Origin of the sequence: Lonepinella sp. MS14436 (assembly GCF_042470565.1) — a bacterium.
GTDB lineage: Bacteria > Pseudomonadota > Gammaproteobacteria > Enterobacterales > Pasteurellaceae > Lonepinella.
Genome location: NZ_CP170385.1, coordinates 399,811 through 415,094 on the forward strand (window position 1 = coordinate 399,811; position 15,284 = coordinate 415,094).

The window sequence follows — 15,284 nt, forward strand, 5'->3', positions numbered from 1 at the left end:
TACTTAACCCCGTACGTTAGTACGGGGGCTCAACCACAACTTTCCAATTCCTCTTGCACACCCAACCAATCCATTTCAATCGTTTCCAACTGCTTTTTCACATTCACCTGCTCCGCCAAAAGTGCGGTTAATTTTTCTTTATTTTCTGGCGAATACAGATCGTTGTGGGAAAGTTGCTGTTCAATCTCTGCCAACTGATCTGACAATTTTTCCATTTGGCTTTCCAGTTGGCTAATTTTTTTGCGTAGTGGAGCGGTTTGTTGACGTAGTTCGGCTTCTCGGCGTTTTTGATCTTTTCTGTTTTGTTGGGAATTTTCCGAAATTTCCGTATTTTTCACCGTAGTTTGATTTAATTCTCGGCGTTCTTGAGCATTGATGTCATTTAGCCATTTGGCGTAATCGTCTAAATCACCGCTAAATTCTTCCACTTGCTTATCGTGGACTAAATAAAATTCTTCCACCGTGTTACGCAATAAATGGCGGTCGTGCGACACCACAACCAGTGAGCCTTGATAATCCACTAACGCTTCGGTTAAGGCTTGTCGCATGTCTAAATCTAAATGGTTGGTAGGTTCGTCTAATAGCAATAAATTCGGGCGTTGCCACACAATTAATGCTAACACAAGACGGGCTTTTTCACCGCCTGAAAAGGTGTTGACGGGTTCGCTGACTTTGTCGCCGTGAAAGGCAAAACTGCCTAAATAATTGCGACAGTCTTGCTCGGTGAGTTTATCGTCTAATTTTTGTAAATGCCACAGGGCGGATTCTTCCGCTCGTAAGGTGTCTAATTGATGTTGAGCGAAATAGCCTAATTGCACGCCTTTTGCCAGTTGCACGTTGCCTGAAAGGGCTGGGAGTTCACCTGCCAATAATTTAATCAGGGTAGATTTCCCTGCGCCATTTTTGCCAAGTAAACCAATTCTTGAACCAGGGACAAGGTTGAGTTTAATTTTTTGCAAAATTTCCACCGCACTTTCGCCAACCCCATAGCCAGCGGAGGCTTTGTCAATCATCACTAGCGGATTAGGCAATGACAGCGGTTCACGAAAAGCAAAGGTAAAGGGATTATCCACGTGAGCTGGGGCAATTTTCTCCATGCGTTCAAGGGCTTTCATCCGACTTTGAGCCTGTTTGGCTTTAGTCGCTTTGGCTTTGAAACGGTCGATATAACTTTGTAAATGGGCGATTTTATCCTGTTGTTGACGGAAAAGTGCGGTTTGTTGTGAGAGTTTTTCCGCTCGTTGTAGTTCAAAACTTGAATAGTCGCCCGTGTATTCGTTGAGTTTCTGTTGTTCAATATGCAAAATTTTATTCACGATAGGATCGAGAAAATCACGGTCGTGGGAAATCAGCAATAACGTGCCTTGATATTGAGTGAGCCAGCGTTCCAGCCAAATCACCGCATCTAAATCTAAGTGGTTGGTGGGTTCGTCTAACAATAGTAAATCGGACGGACACAACAAGGCTTGTGCCAAATTCAACCGCATACGCCAACCGCCCGAAAAGGCTTTGACGGGGCGTTGCAGTTCCTCTTGAGCAAAACCTAAACCGTGTAACAGGGCGGAAGCTCGAGATTGGATTGTCCACGCATCAATATTATCCAGTTGGGCGTGAATATGGGCAATGGCATTGCCGTCATTTTGTTGATTGGCTTGTGCTAATGCTTGTTGTAATTGGCAATAAATGCGATCCCCTTGAATAACATAATCTAAAGCGGAAATGTCCAACGCTGGGGTTTCTTGATTGACCCAAGATATCGCCCAGCTGGGAGGATAGCTGACATCACCGCTTTCGGGCGACATTTCTTTTTTTAGTAAAGCGAATAACGAGGATTTACCGCACCCGTTTTTGCCCACTAAGCCTACTTTTTGCTTCGGGTTAATGGTGGCAGTGGCGTTTTCGAGCAGTAAATTTTGCCCACGTTTTAAGGATAAATTTGAGAATGTAATCATTTTTTATGTTATATTTTTAAAAGTTTCCTTATTTTCCTGTTTTTCATTTAATTAGCAAGGGGATTTAACGATGTTGACAACAGATTTTATCGGCTTAGGCGTGGCTGGCAATTTTGCGGGTCATTTGGAACAGGCTGGTGAAGCAGCGGATTTTGTCAAAGTTAAAACCGAAAATGCCGTGCAACCGAAAGCGATTTTCCCTTTTTATGTGCCAAGCCAGCAGCTAAGTAAAGATGAACAATTTTTATCCATCTATCCAATTTCAAATGATCGCTTACAGTTTCCAAACAATGCTGATAATTTGCAAATTGAACCTGAAATTGCGTTGCTTTGTGACATTCAATATGACAAAACTATGCAAGAAACAACGCAAAAAGTCACCGCACTTTTACCGACCCATTTTGCCGCCTATAACGATTGTTCTATTCGCCGCCCGAATGCTCGCAAAATTTGTGAGAAGAAAAATTGGGGAGTAAATTCTAAAGGCTTATCAACGAATTGGATTGTTTTGGATAGCTTTACCACAGGCAGCAATATTGACGATTATCATATTGCATGTTTCCATAAACGCAATGATGTGTTAAGTGAATATGGCATTGATAGCCCTGCGGTGGGCTACAGTTATTTTCACCAAAAATTATTGGATTGGATTGTCGATAAGATGAATTATCAGCCCGATCAAGATCCAATGAATAATATTGCTAATCTGCTTGAACAAGCTAACTATCCAACCAAAGCCGTGATTAGCATTGGGGCAACTCGTTACACCGAATTTGGCGAAAAAAACTTTTTGCAAATAGGCGATATTAGTATAGTGGCGGTGTATAACGGTAAGCAGTATCAACATTCGCAAATTGTGGAAATGGCGGAAAACGGCATTTTTGCACAAGATATTTCAGCGTTAGTGCAGAAAGTGATTTAATTTTGACAGATAATTTATCTCGCACAGGCGTGCGAAAGTAAAGGTATGATAGTAAGAAGCAAGAAATTGCTTATTTTGTGATCTTTATCAAAGATTTTTTTAGTATTAAAAAGTAAGATAACAAAATCTCATTTCATTTTAAGGATATGCGTATGACTCCAGCAGAACTTTTCGGTGAAGGCATTAACTTGATGTTTTCGGGAATGGGTTTCGTATTGGTCTTTTTGCTCATTCTCATTTGGGCGATTGGACTAATGTCAAAACTGATTAACCGATATTTTCCAACACCCGTTATTGTGCCTAAAACAGCACCAAATTCCACCGCACTTCAACCTGCCAGTAACGATTTAGATCGTTTGCGTCCAGTGATTGTCGCTGCCATTGCACATCATCGTGCTAAACATTCAAATTAATAGAGAAGGATTTTATTATGAGTAAAAAAATTAAAGTCACTGACGTAGTACTTCGTGATGCCCATCAATCTTTGTTTGCTACCCGTTTACGTTTAGATGATATGTTGCCGATGGCGGCGGAATTAGATGATATTGGTTATTGGTCGTTAGAAGCGTGGGGCGGTGCGACCTTTGATAGCTGTATTCGTTTTTTAGGCGAAGATCCTTGGGTGCGTTTGCGTGAGTTGAAAAAAGCCTGCCCGAAAACCCCGTTGCAAATGTTATTACGTGGACAAAATTTATTGGGCTATCGTCATTATGCCGATGATGTGGTGGATCGCTTTGTGGAACGTTGTGTCGCTAATGGCATGAGCGTATTCCGTGTATTTGATGCCTTAAACGACCCACGTAATATGCAAGCCGCTTTGCAAGCGGTGAAAAAACACGGTGGTCACGCACAAGGGACATTGAGCTATACCACCAGCCCAGTGCATACTTTGCAAACGTGGTTAGAGGTAACAGAACAGCTACTTGAAATTGGCATTGACAGCCTTGTGATTAAAGATATGTCAGGGATTTTAAACCCAATGGCGGCTGCCGAATTAGTCGGTGAAATCAAAAAACGCTTTGATGTGCAATTACATTTGCATTGTCACTCCACCACAGGTATGGCAGAAATGGCATTATTAAAAGCGATTGAAGCAGGTGTTGATGGGGTGGATACAGCCATTTCTTCAATGTCAGGTACTTATGGACACCCAGCTACCGAATCCATTGTGGCGACCTTGCAAGGTACAGAATTTGATACGGGCTTAGATATTCCACGTTTAGAAAAAATTGCCGCGTATTTCCGTGATGTGCGGAAAAAATATGCCAAATTTGAAGGGCAGTTGCGTGGTATTGATAGCCGTATTTTGGTAGCACAAGTGCCAGGTGGTATGCTGACTAACCTTGAGGGGCAATTAAAACAACAAAATGCCAGCGATAAATTAGATTTAGTGTTGGAAGAAATTCCACGTGTGCGTAAAGATTTAGGCTATATTCCGTTAGTCACCCCGACATCACAAATTGTGGGTACGCAATCTGTTATCAATGTGTTAATGGGCGAACGTTATAAAACCATCGCTAAAGAAACCGCAGGGATTTTAAAAGGCGAATATGGTCGCACTCCAGCCCCTGTGAATGCAGAATTACAAGCTCGTGTGCTTGAGGGAGGCAAACCAATTACCGACCGTCCAGCGGATCATATTGCCCCTGAAATGGCGAAAATTGAAGCAGAAGTGAAACAAACCGCTCAAGAAAAAGGCATTAAACTGGCTGAAAATGCGGTAGATGATGCGTTAATTGTGGCGTTATTCCCACAAATTGGTTGGAAATTCTTAGAAAATCGTGGCAATCCTGCTGCCTTTGAGCCTGCTCCGACATTAGAAAGTGCGGTACAAAAACCAGCAGAAAAAGCCCCAGCCAAACCAGTAAGCGGTTCAGCGGTTTACACCGTGGAACTTGAGGGTAAAGCCTTTGTAGTGAAAGTGTCTGAAGGTGGCGATGTTACTCATATTGCACCGACAGCAGCTCCAGCGACAGCCCCTGTGGCTCAAACTGCTCCAGCACCTGCTGTAAGTGGTACTGGCACCGCAGTCACCGCACCAATGGCAGGCAATATCTGGAAAGTGGTCGCCACCGAGGGGCAAACTGTCGCAGAGGGTGATGTGTTGTTTATTTTAGAAGCGATGAAAATGGAAACCGAAGTACGGGCGAACCTTGCTGGTACGGTGCGTGGTATTTGTGTGAAAGCGGGTGATTCTGTGGCTGTGGGCGACACCGTCATGACCATTGCTTAATTTGGAGGCAGTATGGAAAGTATTATTGCTCTACTGAAAGGCACAGGTATTATGCACCTTGAATGGGGGCAAGCGGTGATGATTTTGGTGAGCCTGTTGTTATTGTGGCTTGCCATTGTGAAAAAATTTGAACCGTTGTTGTTATTGCCGATTGGCTTTGGTGGCTTGTTATCGAATATTCCTGAAGCGGGCATGGCGATGACGGCATTGGATAATTTGTTACATTCAGGCACACCTGAACAACTTGCTGTGATTGCAGGAAAAATCGGTGTAGTGGCAGATCCTGTTGCAATTAAAACCGCTCTTGCGAGCTTGCCAGCCTCTGTGCAAGCACAGCTTGAAGTCACCGCTGGAGATCTTGGCTTTAGTGCAGGTATTTTAGCCCTGTTCTATAAAGTAGCGATTGGCTATGGTGTTGCTCCGCTGGTGATTTTTATGGGGGTTGGTGCCATGACGGATTTTGGTCCGTTAATTGCCAATCCAAGAACCTTATTACTCGGTGCGGCGGCACAATTCGGGATTTTCACCACCGTATTGGGTGCCTTGGGTTTAAACTGGTTAGGGGTAATTGATTTTACCTTGCCACAAGCTGCCTCTATCGGGATTATTGGGGGGGCAGACGGTCCAACCGCTATTTACTTAACCAGTAAACTGGCACCTGAATTATTGGGAGCGATTGCAGTGGCTGCCTATTCTTATATGGCGTTAGTGCCATTAATTCAACCGCCAATTATGAAAGCCTTAACCACCGAAACTGAACGCAAAATTCGTATGACGCAACTTCGCAATGTGAGTAATACAGAAAAAGTGTTATTCCCGATTATCCTGTTATTGTTGGTGGCGTTATTATTACCTGATGCTGCCCCATTACTCGGTATGTTCTGTTTTGGTAATTTAATGAAAGTCAGTGGCGTGGTGGATCGTTTAAGTGATACCACACAAAATGCCTTGATTAACATTGTCACCATCGTGTTAGGTTTATCGGTTGGGGCGAAATTGGTGGCAGATAAATTCTTGCAACCACAAACCCTTGGTATTTTACTGTTAGGCGTGATTGCGTTTGGTATCGGAACGGGTAGCGGTGTGTTGATGGCGAAATTGATGAACAAATTCAGCAAAAATAAAATCAACCCACTGATTGGTTCTGCTGGCGTGTCAGCCGTACCAATGGCAGCTCGTGTTTCTAACAAAGTAGGGTTGGAAGCCGATCATCAAAACTTCTTACTGATGCACGCCATGGGACCGAATGTGGCTGGTGTAATTGGTTCAGCCATTGCCGCAGGCGTAATGTTAAAATACGTTGGAGCAATGTAAGGAAAAAAGTAAGAAAAAATGTGTTAAAAATACACCGCACTTTGGGGAACAGATCAGAGAAGATCAAGCCCGAAGTGCGGTGTAAAATTTTCAAGATTCTTATTTATCCTGCTTTTTCTCAAAATTTTCTATCAATAATCTAAAATCATCATCAAAAAACAAATTTATCCTATTATTTCAATTTGAACTCTTTACAAATTCTGGTTTTTCTGACATAAAAGAACAGAACACAATATAAAATAACAAGGAGTCGATTATATGCAACACAAATTATTACCTTCTTTATTGGCTAGTGGTGTCGCTTTAGCATTTTCTTTTTCTGCCAATGCGGTAAAAGTACCTGACGGCGTGGAATTAGCCCCTGTGCAAGAAATTACCATTAACAACGGTGCTGAACCGCAAAGTTTTGATCCGCATTTAACCGAGGGCGTGCCAGAATCCGAAGTAGTATCTCAGCTCTTAGAGGGGCTAGCGACCGTGGATTCTGACGGGAATACCGTTCCAGGGGTAGCTGAATCTTGGGATCATTCTGCTGATTACAAAACTTGGACTTTCCATTTGCGTAAAGATGCAAAATGGTCTAACGGCGATCCTGTGACTGCACAAGACTTTGTTTTCTCTTGGCAACGTTTAGTCACCCCAGCCACCGCTTCGCCTTATGCGAGCTTTTTGACCTATATGCAAGTGGCTAATGCTCAAGATATTATTGACGGTAAAAAATCACCCGATAACTTGGGAGTTAAAGCCATTGATGATTTGACATTTGAAGTGTCTTTAGACAATGCGGTGCCTTATCTTGTCGGCTTTACTACGCACCAATCTTTGTTACCAGTGCCGAAAAAAGTGGTGGAAAAATTTGGTGAAAACTGGGTAAAAAAAGAAAATATTGTGGGTAATGGTGCCTATGTTTTAGCGGATCACGTAATTAATGAAAAAATCGTGTTTGCACGTAACCCGAATTACTGGAATGATAAAGAAACCGTGATCGACAAAGCTACGTTTTTAAGTATTGAAAACCCAACTACGGACGTACAACGTTATCGTGCTGGGGATTTGCAAGTGACCAATTATGCGTTGCCAACCGAGCAATTTGCGAAATTGAAAAAAGAATTGCCAGACGAGTTATTTGTGACCAGAACCTTGTCAACCTATAGCTATGAGTTGAATAACAGTCGAGCTCCGTTTAATGATGTGCGTTTGCGTAAAGCACTTAATTTGGCGTTAGATCGCAATATTATTACCGATAAAGTATTGGCACAAGGGCAAACTCCGACTTATGTGTTTACTCCACCTTATATTAGCGAGGGGGAGAAAATCCAACAGCCAGCTTATTCTACCAAACCCATGGCGGAGCGTAATGCCGAAGCGATTAAATTGCTAGAAGAAGCAGGCTTTAGCAAATCAAATCCATTGAAATTCACTATTCTTTATAACACCAATGAAAACCATAAAAAAGTCGCCATTGCTGCCGCTTCTATTTGGAAAGCTAATACGCAAGGGCTAGTTGATGTGAAATTAGAAAACCAAGAATGGAAAACCTATATTTCAACTCGCCGTAGCAAAAATTATGACGCAGCGAGAGCAGGTTGGAGTGCCGATTATAACCAAGCCTCTACCTTTGTGAATTATTTCTTATCTAATTCAAGTAATAACACCGCATTTTATCGCAGTGAGAAGTATGATGTGGCTGTCATGGAATCTCGAGCGGCATTAGATGAAAATCAGCGTGCAGAAGCCTATGCGAAAGCCGAAGAAATTTTAGCCGAAGAAGCCGCCATCGTGCCGATTTATAACTATGTGAATCCACGTTTGGTGAAAACCTTTGTAAAAGGCTACACAGGTAAAGATCCACAAGATAAGATTTTGTTAAGAAATCTTTATATTATCAAACATTAACAGTCATTTTCCTGAAATCCTTTCAGAGGTGTTTCTCTTTCCCAAATGGGAATGTACTGAATGATGTAGTCTGGGTCGGGAAAGCCCGATCCAGCTATAAAAGTGCGGTATTTTTTTATTAATTTTATGATTTTTTGTGGGCTGTCCTTATGTTTAAATTTATTATTAGAAGACTGCTTGAAGCGATACCAACGTTGTTTCTTCTGATTACGGTATCTTTTTTCCTGATGCGACTTGCACCAGGTAATCCGTTTACCAGTGAAAAAGCCTATCCGCCTGAAGTAATGGCGAATATCGAAGCAAAATATCATCTGAATGAGCCTTTATATAAACAGTATTTTCTGTATTTGGAAAATCTCTCGCACGGGGATTTCGGTCCCTCGTTTAAATATAAAGATCAAACGGTGAATACCTTAATTGCATCGGCTTTTCCTGTTTCGATTAAACTGGGTTTAACCGCCTTTGTGTTTGCTGTCACCTTGGGGTTATTGGCTGGCATTGTGGCAGCATTAAATCAAAATAGTCGGTGGGATTATTTGGTAATGAGTTTTGCCATGACGGGGGTGATTATTCCGAGCTTTGTGATTGCACCGTTATTGGTACTGGTTTTTGCCATTTATTTAGGTTGGTTGCCTGCTGGTGGTTGGAACGGCGGCACGCTGTATTATATGGCATTACCTGTGGTTGCGTTAACCATTGGCTATGTGGCAGGGATTGCACGGATTATGCGTGGTTCCATGATTGAAGTGCTACATTCTCCGTTTATTCGCACTGCTAAAGCTAAAGGGCTGCCATTGTGGCGGATTATTTTTAAACATGCGTTACGTCCTGCGATTATTCCTGTAGTAACCTATTTAGGACCTGCCTTTGTGGGGATTATCACAGGTTCTATGGTGATTGAGCAAGTATTTGGCTTACCAGGTATCGGGCAGTTATTTGTGAATGGTGCGTTAAACCGTGATTATTCCTTAGTTTTAAGTTTAACCATTTTAGTCGGCACCTTGACCATTTTCTTTAATGCGGTGGTGGATATTTTATATGCGGTTATTGATCCGAAATTGCGTAGTTAAGGGGGCGATATGTTAAAAGTGCAACAAAATCAAGAATTAGCCCAAAAACTCCTTGAACAATCGAATATGCTGTCATTGGAAAGTCGTAGTCTATGGCAAGATGCCAAACGCCGTTTTATTGCCAATAAAGCCGCTATGTTCAGCTTATTTATGTTGGTATTGATCGTGCTGTTTATTACCTTTGCACCCATGTTAATGCCGTTTAGTTTTGAAGACACCGATTGGAATATGATGAGTGCTGCCCCTGATTTTGAATCGGGACATTATTTAGGTACGGACGGTTCAGGACGTGATTTGTTAGTGCGGATTGCTATGGGTGGACGTATTTCGCTAATGGTAGGTATTTTAGGTGCATTAATTGCGGTGTTGATCGGTACGGTTTACGGAGCTATTTCTGGCTTTTTCGGTAAAACCGTGGATATGTTGATGATGCGTGCCTTAGAGGTACTCAGTTCGTTTCCGTTTATGTTCTTTGTGATTTTATTGGTAACGTTCTTTGGACAAAACATTCTATTAATTTTTGTGGCAATCGGTATGATTTCTTGGCTTAACCTCGCTCGTATTGTGCGTGGTCAAACCCTAAGTTTGAAAAATAAAGAATTTATTGAAGCAGCGATGGTGTGTGGCGTGTCACGGCGAAAAATTATTTTCCGTCATATTATCCCAAATTTATTGGGGATTGTGGTGGTGTATGCCTCTTTAGAAGTACCGTCATTGATTTTATTCGAATCTTTTTTAAGTTTTTTAGGGTTAGGCACACAAGAGCCGATGAGCAGTTGGGGAGCGTTGTTGAATGACGGTGCGGCACAGATGGAAAGTTCTCCTTGGCTGTTGATTTTCCCTGCTTGTTTTTTATGTTTAACGCTGTTTTGTTTTAACTTTATCGGTGATGGATTGCGTGATGCCTTGGATCCAAAGGAGAGATAAACGATGAATAATTTGCTTGATGTACAAAATTTATCGGTAAAATTTTCCACACCTGACGGTGTTGTTACGGCGGTGAATGAACTGAATTTTACCCTTGAACAAGGCGAAACCTTAGGTATTGTGGGCGAATCGGGTTCGGGTAAATCACAAACTGCCTTTGCCTTAATGGGGCTATTGGCTTCCAATGGCAAAACCACGGGATCAGCCAAGTTTAACGGTCAAGAATTGCTGAATTTAACAGAACGTCAATTAAATAAAGTGCGAGCTAGAGATATTGCGATGATCTTCCAAGATCCCATGACCTCGCTCAATCCTTACATGAAAGTGGGCGAGCAGTTAATGGAAGTGTTGATGATTCATAAAAATATGGATAAATCCACCGCACTTTCTGAGTCAATCCGTATGTTAGATGCGGTTAAAATGCCCGAAGCAAAAAAACGTATGGCGATGTATCCGCATGAATTTTCAGGCGGTATGCGACAACGGGTGATGATCGCCATGGCGTTGTTATGTCGTCCAAAATTATTGATTGCCGATGAACCGACCACGGCGTTAGATGTGACGGTGCAAGCCCAAATTATGACCTTACTCAACGAATTAAAACGTGAGTTTAATACGGCGATTATTATGATTACCCATGATCTCGGCGTGGTAGCAGGGATTTGTGATAAAGTGTTGGTGATGTATGCTGGCAGAACCATGGAATACGGCAGTGCGGAGCAGATTTTCTATCAACCGACTCACCCGTATTCAATGGGCTTAATGGAAGCGATTCCCCGTTTGGATAGCCAATCTCACGAGTTAAAAACCATTGCAGGCAATCCGCCGAATTTGCTGCGTTTACCGCAAGGGTGTCCGTTTTCACCACGTTGTCAATATGTCAGCGAACAATGTTTGACCGCTCCGAAATTAAGTCAATGGACGGATAACCGCTTACGCAACTGTTGGATTGATGCCAAGGAGTTTGTAGTATGACCGAAAAACAACCTATTCTTGAAGTGAATCACCTTTCGGTGAATTTCAAAATTAAAAATAAAAAATCGCTGTTTTTTGCCAAACCGTTAACCCTAAAAGCAGTAAACAATGTGTCGTTCCAGCTTTATCAAGGCGAAACCTTGGGTGTGGTAGGCGAATCCGGTTGTGGCAAATCCACCCTTGCACGTGCGATTATCGGTTTAGTCAAAGCATCGGCAGGGGAAATTTTATGGTTAGGTAAAAACCTTGCTCACCAATCACAAAAAGAGTGGAAAGACACCCGTAAAGATATTCAAATGATCTTTCAAGATCCGTTGGCTTCACTTAATCCACGGATGAATATCGGTGAAATTATTGCCGAGCCATTGGAGATTTATCAACCGCATTTATCCAAAGCGGAAGTGAAGCAAAAAGTGCAAGACATGATGATTAAAGTCGGTTTGCTGCCAAACGTGATCAACCGTTATCCGCACGAATTTTCAGGTGGTCAATGTCAACGTATCGGCATTGCTCGAGCATTAATTATTGAACCGAAAATTATTATTTGTGATGAACCCGTTTCGGCGTTAGATGTGTCGATTCAGGCACAAGTAGTCAACTTGTTGAAATCATTACAGAAAGAAATGGGATTAAGCCTGATCTTTATTGCTCATGATTTATCCATTGTAAAACATATTTCCGATCGTGTATTGGTGATGTATTTAGGCAATGCCGTGGAATTAGGCACCGATGAACAGGTGTTTAATCATACCCAACATCCTTATACGCAAGCCTTAATGTCCGCCGTGCCGATTCCTGACCCAAGATTGGAACGCAATAAAACCATTCAATTATTGGAGGGGGATTTACCATCGCCGATTAATCCGCCATCAGGCTGCGTGTTCCGTACCCGTTGCCCGAAAGTCACAGAGAACTGTGCGAAGACTGTGCCGTCATTGGTCGGAAAAGGTAATCATTTAGTAGCTTGTGTGAATATATAAGAGATAGCCAAAGGATATAAACCTTTGGCTATTTTTATTCGTAGAAAGTGCGGTGATTTTTGCGTTATTTTCTTAATTTGACTAATTCCACCGCATGATCCGCCCCTTTTTTCAGGATAAGATTGGCTCGTTCTCTGGTGGGTAATATATTTTCTTTTAAATTTAACCCATTAATATTATCCCAAATACTACTCGCCGTTTGAATGGCTTCTTGTTCGGACAAGTTGGCATAATGTTTAAAGTAGGAATTTGGATTATTAAACGCACTTTGACGGAGTTTTAGGAAACGATGAATATACCATTCTTTTAGGCGTTCCTCTTCCGCATCGACATAAATAGAAAAATCCACGAAATCAGATACGAAAGTTTCGGCTTTATTACTAATTTGTAGGACATTTAACCCCTCTAAGATAAGAATATCAGGCTGATTGACCAGATCAAACTGGTCGGCAATAATATCGTAAGTTAAATGAGAATAAATTGGTGCTTTGACATTTGCTTTGCCTGATTTAATATCCGCTAAGAATTGCAGTAGTTTTGGGGTGTCGTAGGAAATGGGAAAGCCTTTTTTATGTAATAGGTTTTTTTCTTGTAAAATATCAAGCGGGTATAGAAAGCCATCTGTAGTAATAAGATCTACTTTTCGCTCTTGAGGCCAATGACTTAATAAGGACTGAATAATTCGAGCTGAGGTGCTTTTGCCAACCGCAACACTTCCTGCAATGCTGATAATATAAGGTACTTTAGGATTTTGCCCGCCTAAGAAGCGATTTAATACGGTTTGGCGGCGTAAATTTTCTTCAATATAATAATTAAGTAAACGAACTAAGGGTAAGTAAATGGTGCTGACTTCATCTAAGGATAGTTCTTCATTAAAGCCTAATAAGGGTTTTAGATCTTGTTCCGTTAATTTCAATGGTACAGATTTTCTTAATTCAGACCATTGCTCACGTTGAAAAGTTAAAAAAGGGCTAAGTGTTTCAGCTATAGAATGAGTAACGTTAGTCACAATAATATCTTCGTTTTATAGGTTTAAAGTCAGTATGTAAAATATACCTTAATCTTCAGCAAAGTGGCACAAGTTTTTAGAAGAAAGTTAAGATTTAAAACAAAATGGTGAAATTCTGCTTGTTTATTAGTCGAATAATAGGAAAATTTTCTTTTTTTATTAAAAAATACTTGTCAGGGCGTAAAATTCCCCTATAATACGCCTCACTTGCTTATGAAGCCGACTTAGCTCAGTAGGTAGAGCAACTGACTTGTAATCAGTAGGTCATCAGTTCGATTCCGATAGTCGGCACCATTTTCATAATCAAGCCATTCATTAGTGGAGGGGTTCCCGAGCGGCCAAAGGGGGCAGACTGTAAATCTGTTGGCTCAGCCTTCGAAGGTTCGAATCCTTCTCCCTCCACCACTTATCAATGAATTTGTTTGATGGACAGATGAATTTAGGACTGCGGGCATCGTATAATGGCTATTACCCTAGCCTTCCAAGCTAGAGATGCGGGTTCGATTCCCGCTGCCCGCTCCAAGTAAGCGCTGATATAGCTCAGTTGGTAGAGCGCACCCTTGGTAAGGGTGAGGTCGGCGGTTCAAATCCGCCTATCAGCACCACTTCTTAATTTCAAATCTATCCTTTATAAACCATAGAAATTAGTTACATTAGGTTAATGTGGTGTTATTGTACCATCGATAACCGTGTTTTTTAGAGGGACTTATTAAAATGTCTAAAGAAAAATTTGAACGTACAAAACCGCACGTTAACGTGGGTACAATCGGCCACGTTGACCATGGTAAAACAACTTTAACAGCAGCCATCACAACCGTATTAGCAAAACACTACGGTGGTGCAGCACGTGCATTTGACCAAATCGACAATGCACCAGAAGAAAAAGCACGTGGTATTACTATCAACACCTCACACGTTGAATACGATACCCCAACTCGTCACTACGCACACGTTGACTGTCCGGGACACGCCGACTATGTAAAAAACATGATTACAGGTGCGGCACAAATGGACGGAGCTATCTTAGTAGTAGCAGCAACAGATGGTCCAATGCCACAAACTCGTGAACACATCTTATTAGGTCGCCAAGTAGGTGTACCATACATCATCGTATTCTTAAACAAATGCGATATGGTAGATGACGAAGAGTTATTAGAATTAGTGGAAATGGAAGTTCGTGAATTACTTTCACAATACGATTTCCCAGGTGACGATACACCAATCGTACGTGGTTCAGCATTAAAAGCGTTAGAAGGTGATGCAGCATGGGAAGAAAAAATTCTTGAGTTAGCCAACCACTTAGATACTTACATTCCAGAACCTGAGCGTGCGATTGACCAACCGTTCTTATTACCAATCGAAGACGTATTCTCAATCTCTGGTCGTGGTACAGTAGTAACAGGTCGTGTAGAACGTGGAATTATCCGTACAGGTGATGAAGTAGAAATCGTAGGTATCAAAGATACAGCGAAAACCACGGTAACAGGTGTAGAAATGTTCCGTAAATTACTTGACGAAGGTCGTGCAGGTGAAAACATCGGTGCATTATTACGTGGTACAAAACGTGAAGAAATCGAACGTGGTCAAGTATTAGCGAAACCAGGTTCAATCACCCCACACACTGACTTCGAATCAGAAGTTTACGTCTTATCAAAAGAAGAAGGTGGACGTCATACTCCATTCTTCAAAGGCTACCGTCCACAATTCTACTTCCGTACAACTGACGTAACAGGTACGATTGAATTACCAGAAGGCGTAGAAATGGTAATGCCAGGCGACAACATCAAAATGTCAGTAAGCCTAATCCACCCAATCGCAATGGACCAAGGTTTACGCTTTGCGATTCGTGAAGGCGGACGTACAGTAGGTGCTGGCGTTGTGGCTAAAATTGTTAAATAATTAACGATTTAGCTAACATAGTTTAGGGGCGTATTATTGAATACGCCCCTTTTTATTATAGCTAGGGTTTATCTAGCTATAATAAAAAAGTGCGGTAAAAAATACCG

At 41.8% G+C, this 15,284-nt stretch carries 12 protein-coding genes and 4 tRNA genes; 14 read left to right on the forward strand and 2 right to left on the reverse strand.

The window, feature by feature from the left end:
- Positions 1 to 29: 29 nt before the first annotated feature.
- A complete protein-coding gene (locus O1Q81_RS01975; protein ID WP_386697957.1) occupies positions 30 to 1,952 on the reverse strand; it encodes an ABC transporter ATP-binding protein in 1,923 nt (640 codons plus the stop codon).
- A 70-nt stretch (positions 1,953 to 2,022) separates the two neighbouring features.
- Here O1Q81_RS01975 and O1Q81_RS01980 point away from each other — a divergent pair, with 70 nt between their 5' ends.
- The 9 genes from O1Q81_RS01980 to oppF all read left to right on the forward strand — a co-directional run bounded on the left by O1Q81_RS01980 (position 2,023) and on the right by oppF (position 12,269).
- A complete protein-coding gene (locus O1Q81_RS01980) occupies positions 2,023 to 2,874 on the forward strand; it encodes a DUF5718 family protein (protein WP_386697959.1) in 852 nt (283 codons plus the stop codon).
- 152 nt (positions 2,875 to 3,026) lie between these two features.
- Positions 3,027 to 3,287 (forward strand): oxaloacetate decarboxylase subunit gamma, encoded by a 261-nt coding sequence (locus O1Q81_RS01985; RefSeq protein ID WP_386688543.1) that lies wholly within the window; start codon positions 3,027 to 3,029, stop codon positions 3,285 to 3,287.
- Between the two features lie 17 nt (positions 3,288 to 3,304).
- Positions 3,305 to 5,107 (forward strand): sodium-extruding oxaloacetate decarboxylase subunit alpha, encoded by a 1,803-nt coding sequence (gene oadA / locus O1Q81_RS01990; RefSeq protein ID WP_386697961.1) that lies wholly within the window; start codon positions 3,305 to 3,307, stop codon positions 5,105 to 5,107.
- Positions 5,108 to 5,119: 12 nt separating this feature from the next.
- Positions 5,120 to 6,421, forward strand: a complete 1,302-nt coding sequence (locus O1Q81_RS01995; RefSeq protein ID WP_386695420.1) for a sodium ion-translocating decarboxylase subunit beta — start codon at positions 5,120 to 5,122, stop codon at positions 6,419 to 6,421.
- A 258-nt stretch (positions 6,422 to 6,679) separates the two neighbouring features.
- Complete coding sequence (locus O1Q81_RS02000; protein ID WP_386697963.1) at positions 6,680 to 8,317, forward strand: ABC transporter substrate-binding protein; 1,638 nt, start codon at positions 6,680 to 6,682, stop codon at positions 8,315 to 8,317.
- Between the two features lie 149 nt (positions 8,318 to 8,466).
- The gene (gene oppB / locus O1Q81_RS02005) at positions 8,467 to 9,387 is read left to right on the forward strand and encodes an oligopeptide ABC transporter permease OppB (RefSeq protein WP_386688535.1); all 921 of its coding nucleotides are present in this window, start codon (positions 8,467 to 8,469) and stop codon (positions 9,385 to 9,387) included.
- A gap of 66 nt (positions 9,388 to 9,453) precedes the next feature.
- Complete coding sequence (gene oppC / locus O1Q81_RS02010; protein WP_386690176.1) at positions 9,454 to 10,314, forward strand: oligopeptide ABC transporter permease OppC; 861 nt, start codon at positions 9,454 to 9,456, stop codon at positions 10,312 to 10,314.
- A 3-nt stretch (positions 10,315 to 10,317) separates the two neighbouring features.
- Complete coding sequence (locus tag O1Q81_RS02015) at positions 10,318 to 11,289, forward strand: ABC transporter ATP-binding protein (RefSeq protein WP_386688533.1); 972 nt, start codon at positions 10,318 to 10,320, stop codon at positions 11,287 to 11,289.
- Positions 11,286 to 12,269 carry a murein tripeptide/oligopeptide ABC transporter ATP binding protein OppF gene (oppF, locus tag O1Q81_RS02020; protein ID WP_386695425.1) on the forward strand — a complete coding sequence of 328 codons (984 nt, stop codon included), beginning with the start codon at positions 11,286 to 11,288 and terminating at the stop codon, positions 12,267 to 12,269. Before O1Q81_RS02015 ends, oppF begins: the two co-directional genes overlap by 4 nt.
- 64 nt (positions 12,270 to 12,333) lie before the next feature.
- On the opposite strand, the gene coaA is transcribed toward oppF, so the two are convergent.
- Entirely contained in the window at positions 12,334 to 13,278 is a 945-nt protein-coding gene (gene coaA, locus O1Q81_RS02025) for a type I pantothenate kinase (protein ID WP_386688529.1), read from the reverse strand.
- A 218-nt stretch (positions 13,279 to 13,496) separates the two neighbouring features.
- Here coaA and O1Q81_RS02030 point away from each other — a divergent pair.
- From O1Q81_RS02030 to tuf, 5 genes are all read left to right on the forward strand, one after another.
- Positions 13,497 to 13,572 (forward strand) — tRNA-Thr (locus O1Q81_RS02030).
- A 26-nt stretch (positions 13,573 to 13,598) separates the two neighbouring features.
- Positions 13,599 to 13,683 (forward strand) — tRNA-Tyr (locus tag O1Q81_RS02035).
- Positions 13,684 to 13,725: 42 nt separating this feature from the next.
- Positions 13,726 to 13,800 (forward strand) — tRNA-Gly (locus O1Q81_RS02040).
- 7 nt (positions 13,801 to 13,807) lie between these two features.
- A tRNA-Thr gene (locus tag O1Q81_RS02045) sits at positions 13,808 to 13,883 on the forward strand.
- 109 nt (positions 13,884 to 13,992) lie between these two features.
- Positions 13,993 to 15,177 (forward strand): elongation factor Tu, encoded by a 1,185-nt coding sequence (gene tuf / locus O1Q81_RS02050; RefSeq protein ID WP_386688527.1) that lies wholly within the window; start codon positions 13,993 to 13,995, stop codon positions 15,175 to 15,177.
- The last annotated feature ends 107 nt before the right edge of the window (positions 15,178 to 15,284 follow it).

Coding starts and splice junctions, on each gene's coding strand:
- O1Q81_RS01975 (WP_386697957.1), bottom strand. CDS start 1,952: ATGATTACATTCTCAAATTTATCCTTAAAACGTGGGCAAAATTTACTG.
- O1Q81_RS01980 (WP_386697959.1), top strand. CDS start 2,023: ATGTTGACAACAGATTTTATCGGCTTAGGCGTGGCTGGCAATTTTGCG.
- O1Q81_RS01985 (WP_386688543.1), top strand. CDS start 3,027: ATGACTCCAGCAGAACTTTTCGGTGAAGGCATTAACTTGATGTTTTCG.
- oadA (WP_386697961.1), top strand. CDS start 3,305: ATGAGTAAAAAAATTAAAGTCACTGACGTAGTACTTCGTGATGCCCAT.
- O1Q81_RS01995 (WP_386695420.1), top strand. CDS start 5,120: ATGGAAAGTATTATTGCTCTACTGAAAGGCACAGGTATTATGCACCTT.
- O1Q81_RS02000 (WP_386697963.1), top strand. CDS start 6,680: ATGCAACACAAATTATTACCTTCTTTATTGGCTAGTGGTGTCGCTTTA.
- oppB (WP_386688535.1), top strand. CDS start 8,467: ATGTTTAAATTTATTATTAGAAGACTGCTTGAAGCGATACCAACGTTG.
- oppC (WP_386690176.1), top strand. CDS start 9,454: ATGCTGTCATTGGAAAGTCGTAGTCTATGGCAAGATGCCAAACGCCGT.
- O1Q81_RS02015 (WP_386688533.1), top strand. CDS start 10,318: ATGAATAATTTGCTTGATGTACAAAATTTATCGGTAAAATTTTCCACA.
- oppF (WP_386695425.1), top strand. CDS start 11,286: ATGACCGAAAAACAACCTATTCTTGAAGTGAATCACCTTTCGGTGAAT.
- tuf (WP_386688527.1), top strand. CDS start 13,993: ATGTCTAAAGAAAAATTTGAACGTACAAAACCGCACGTTAACGTGGGT.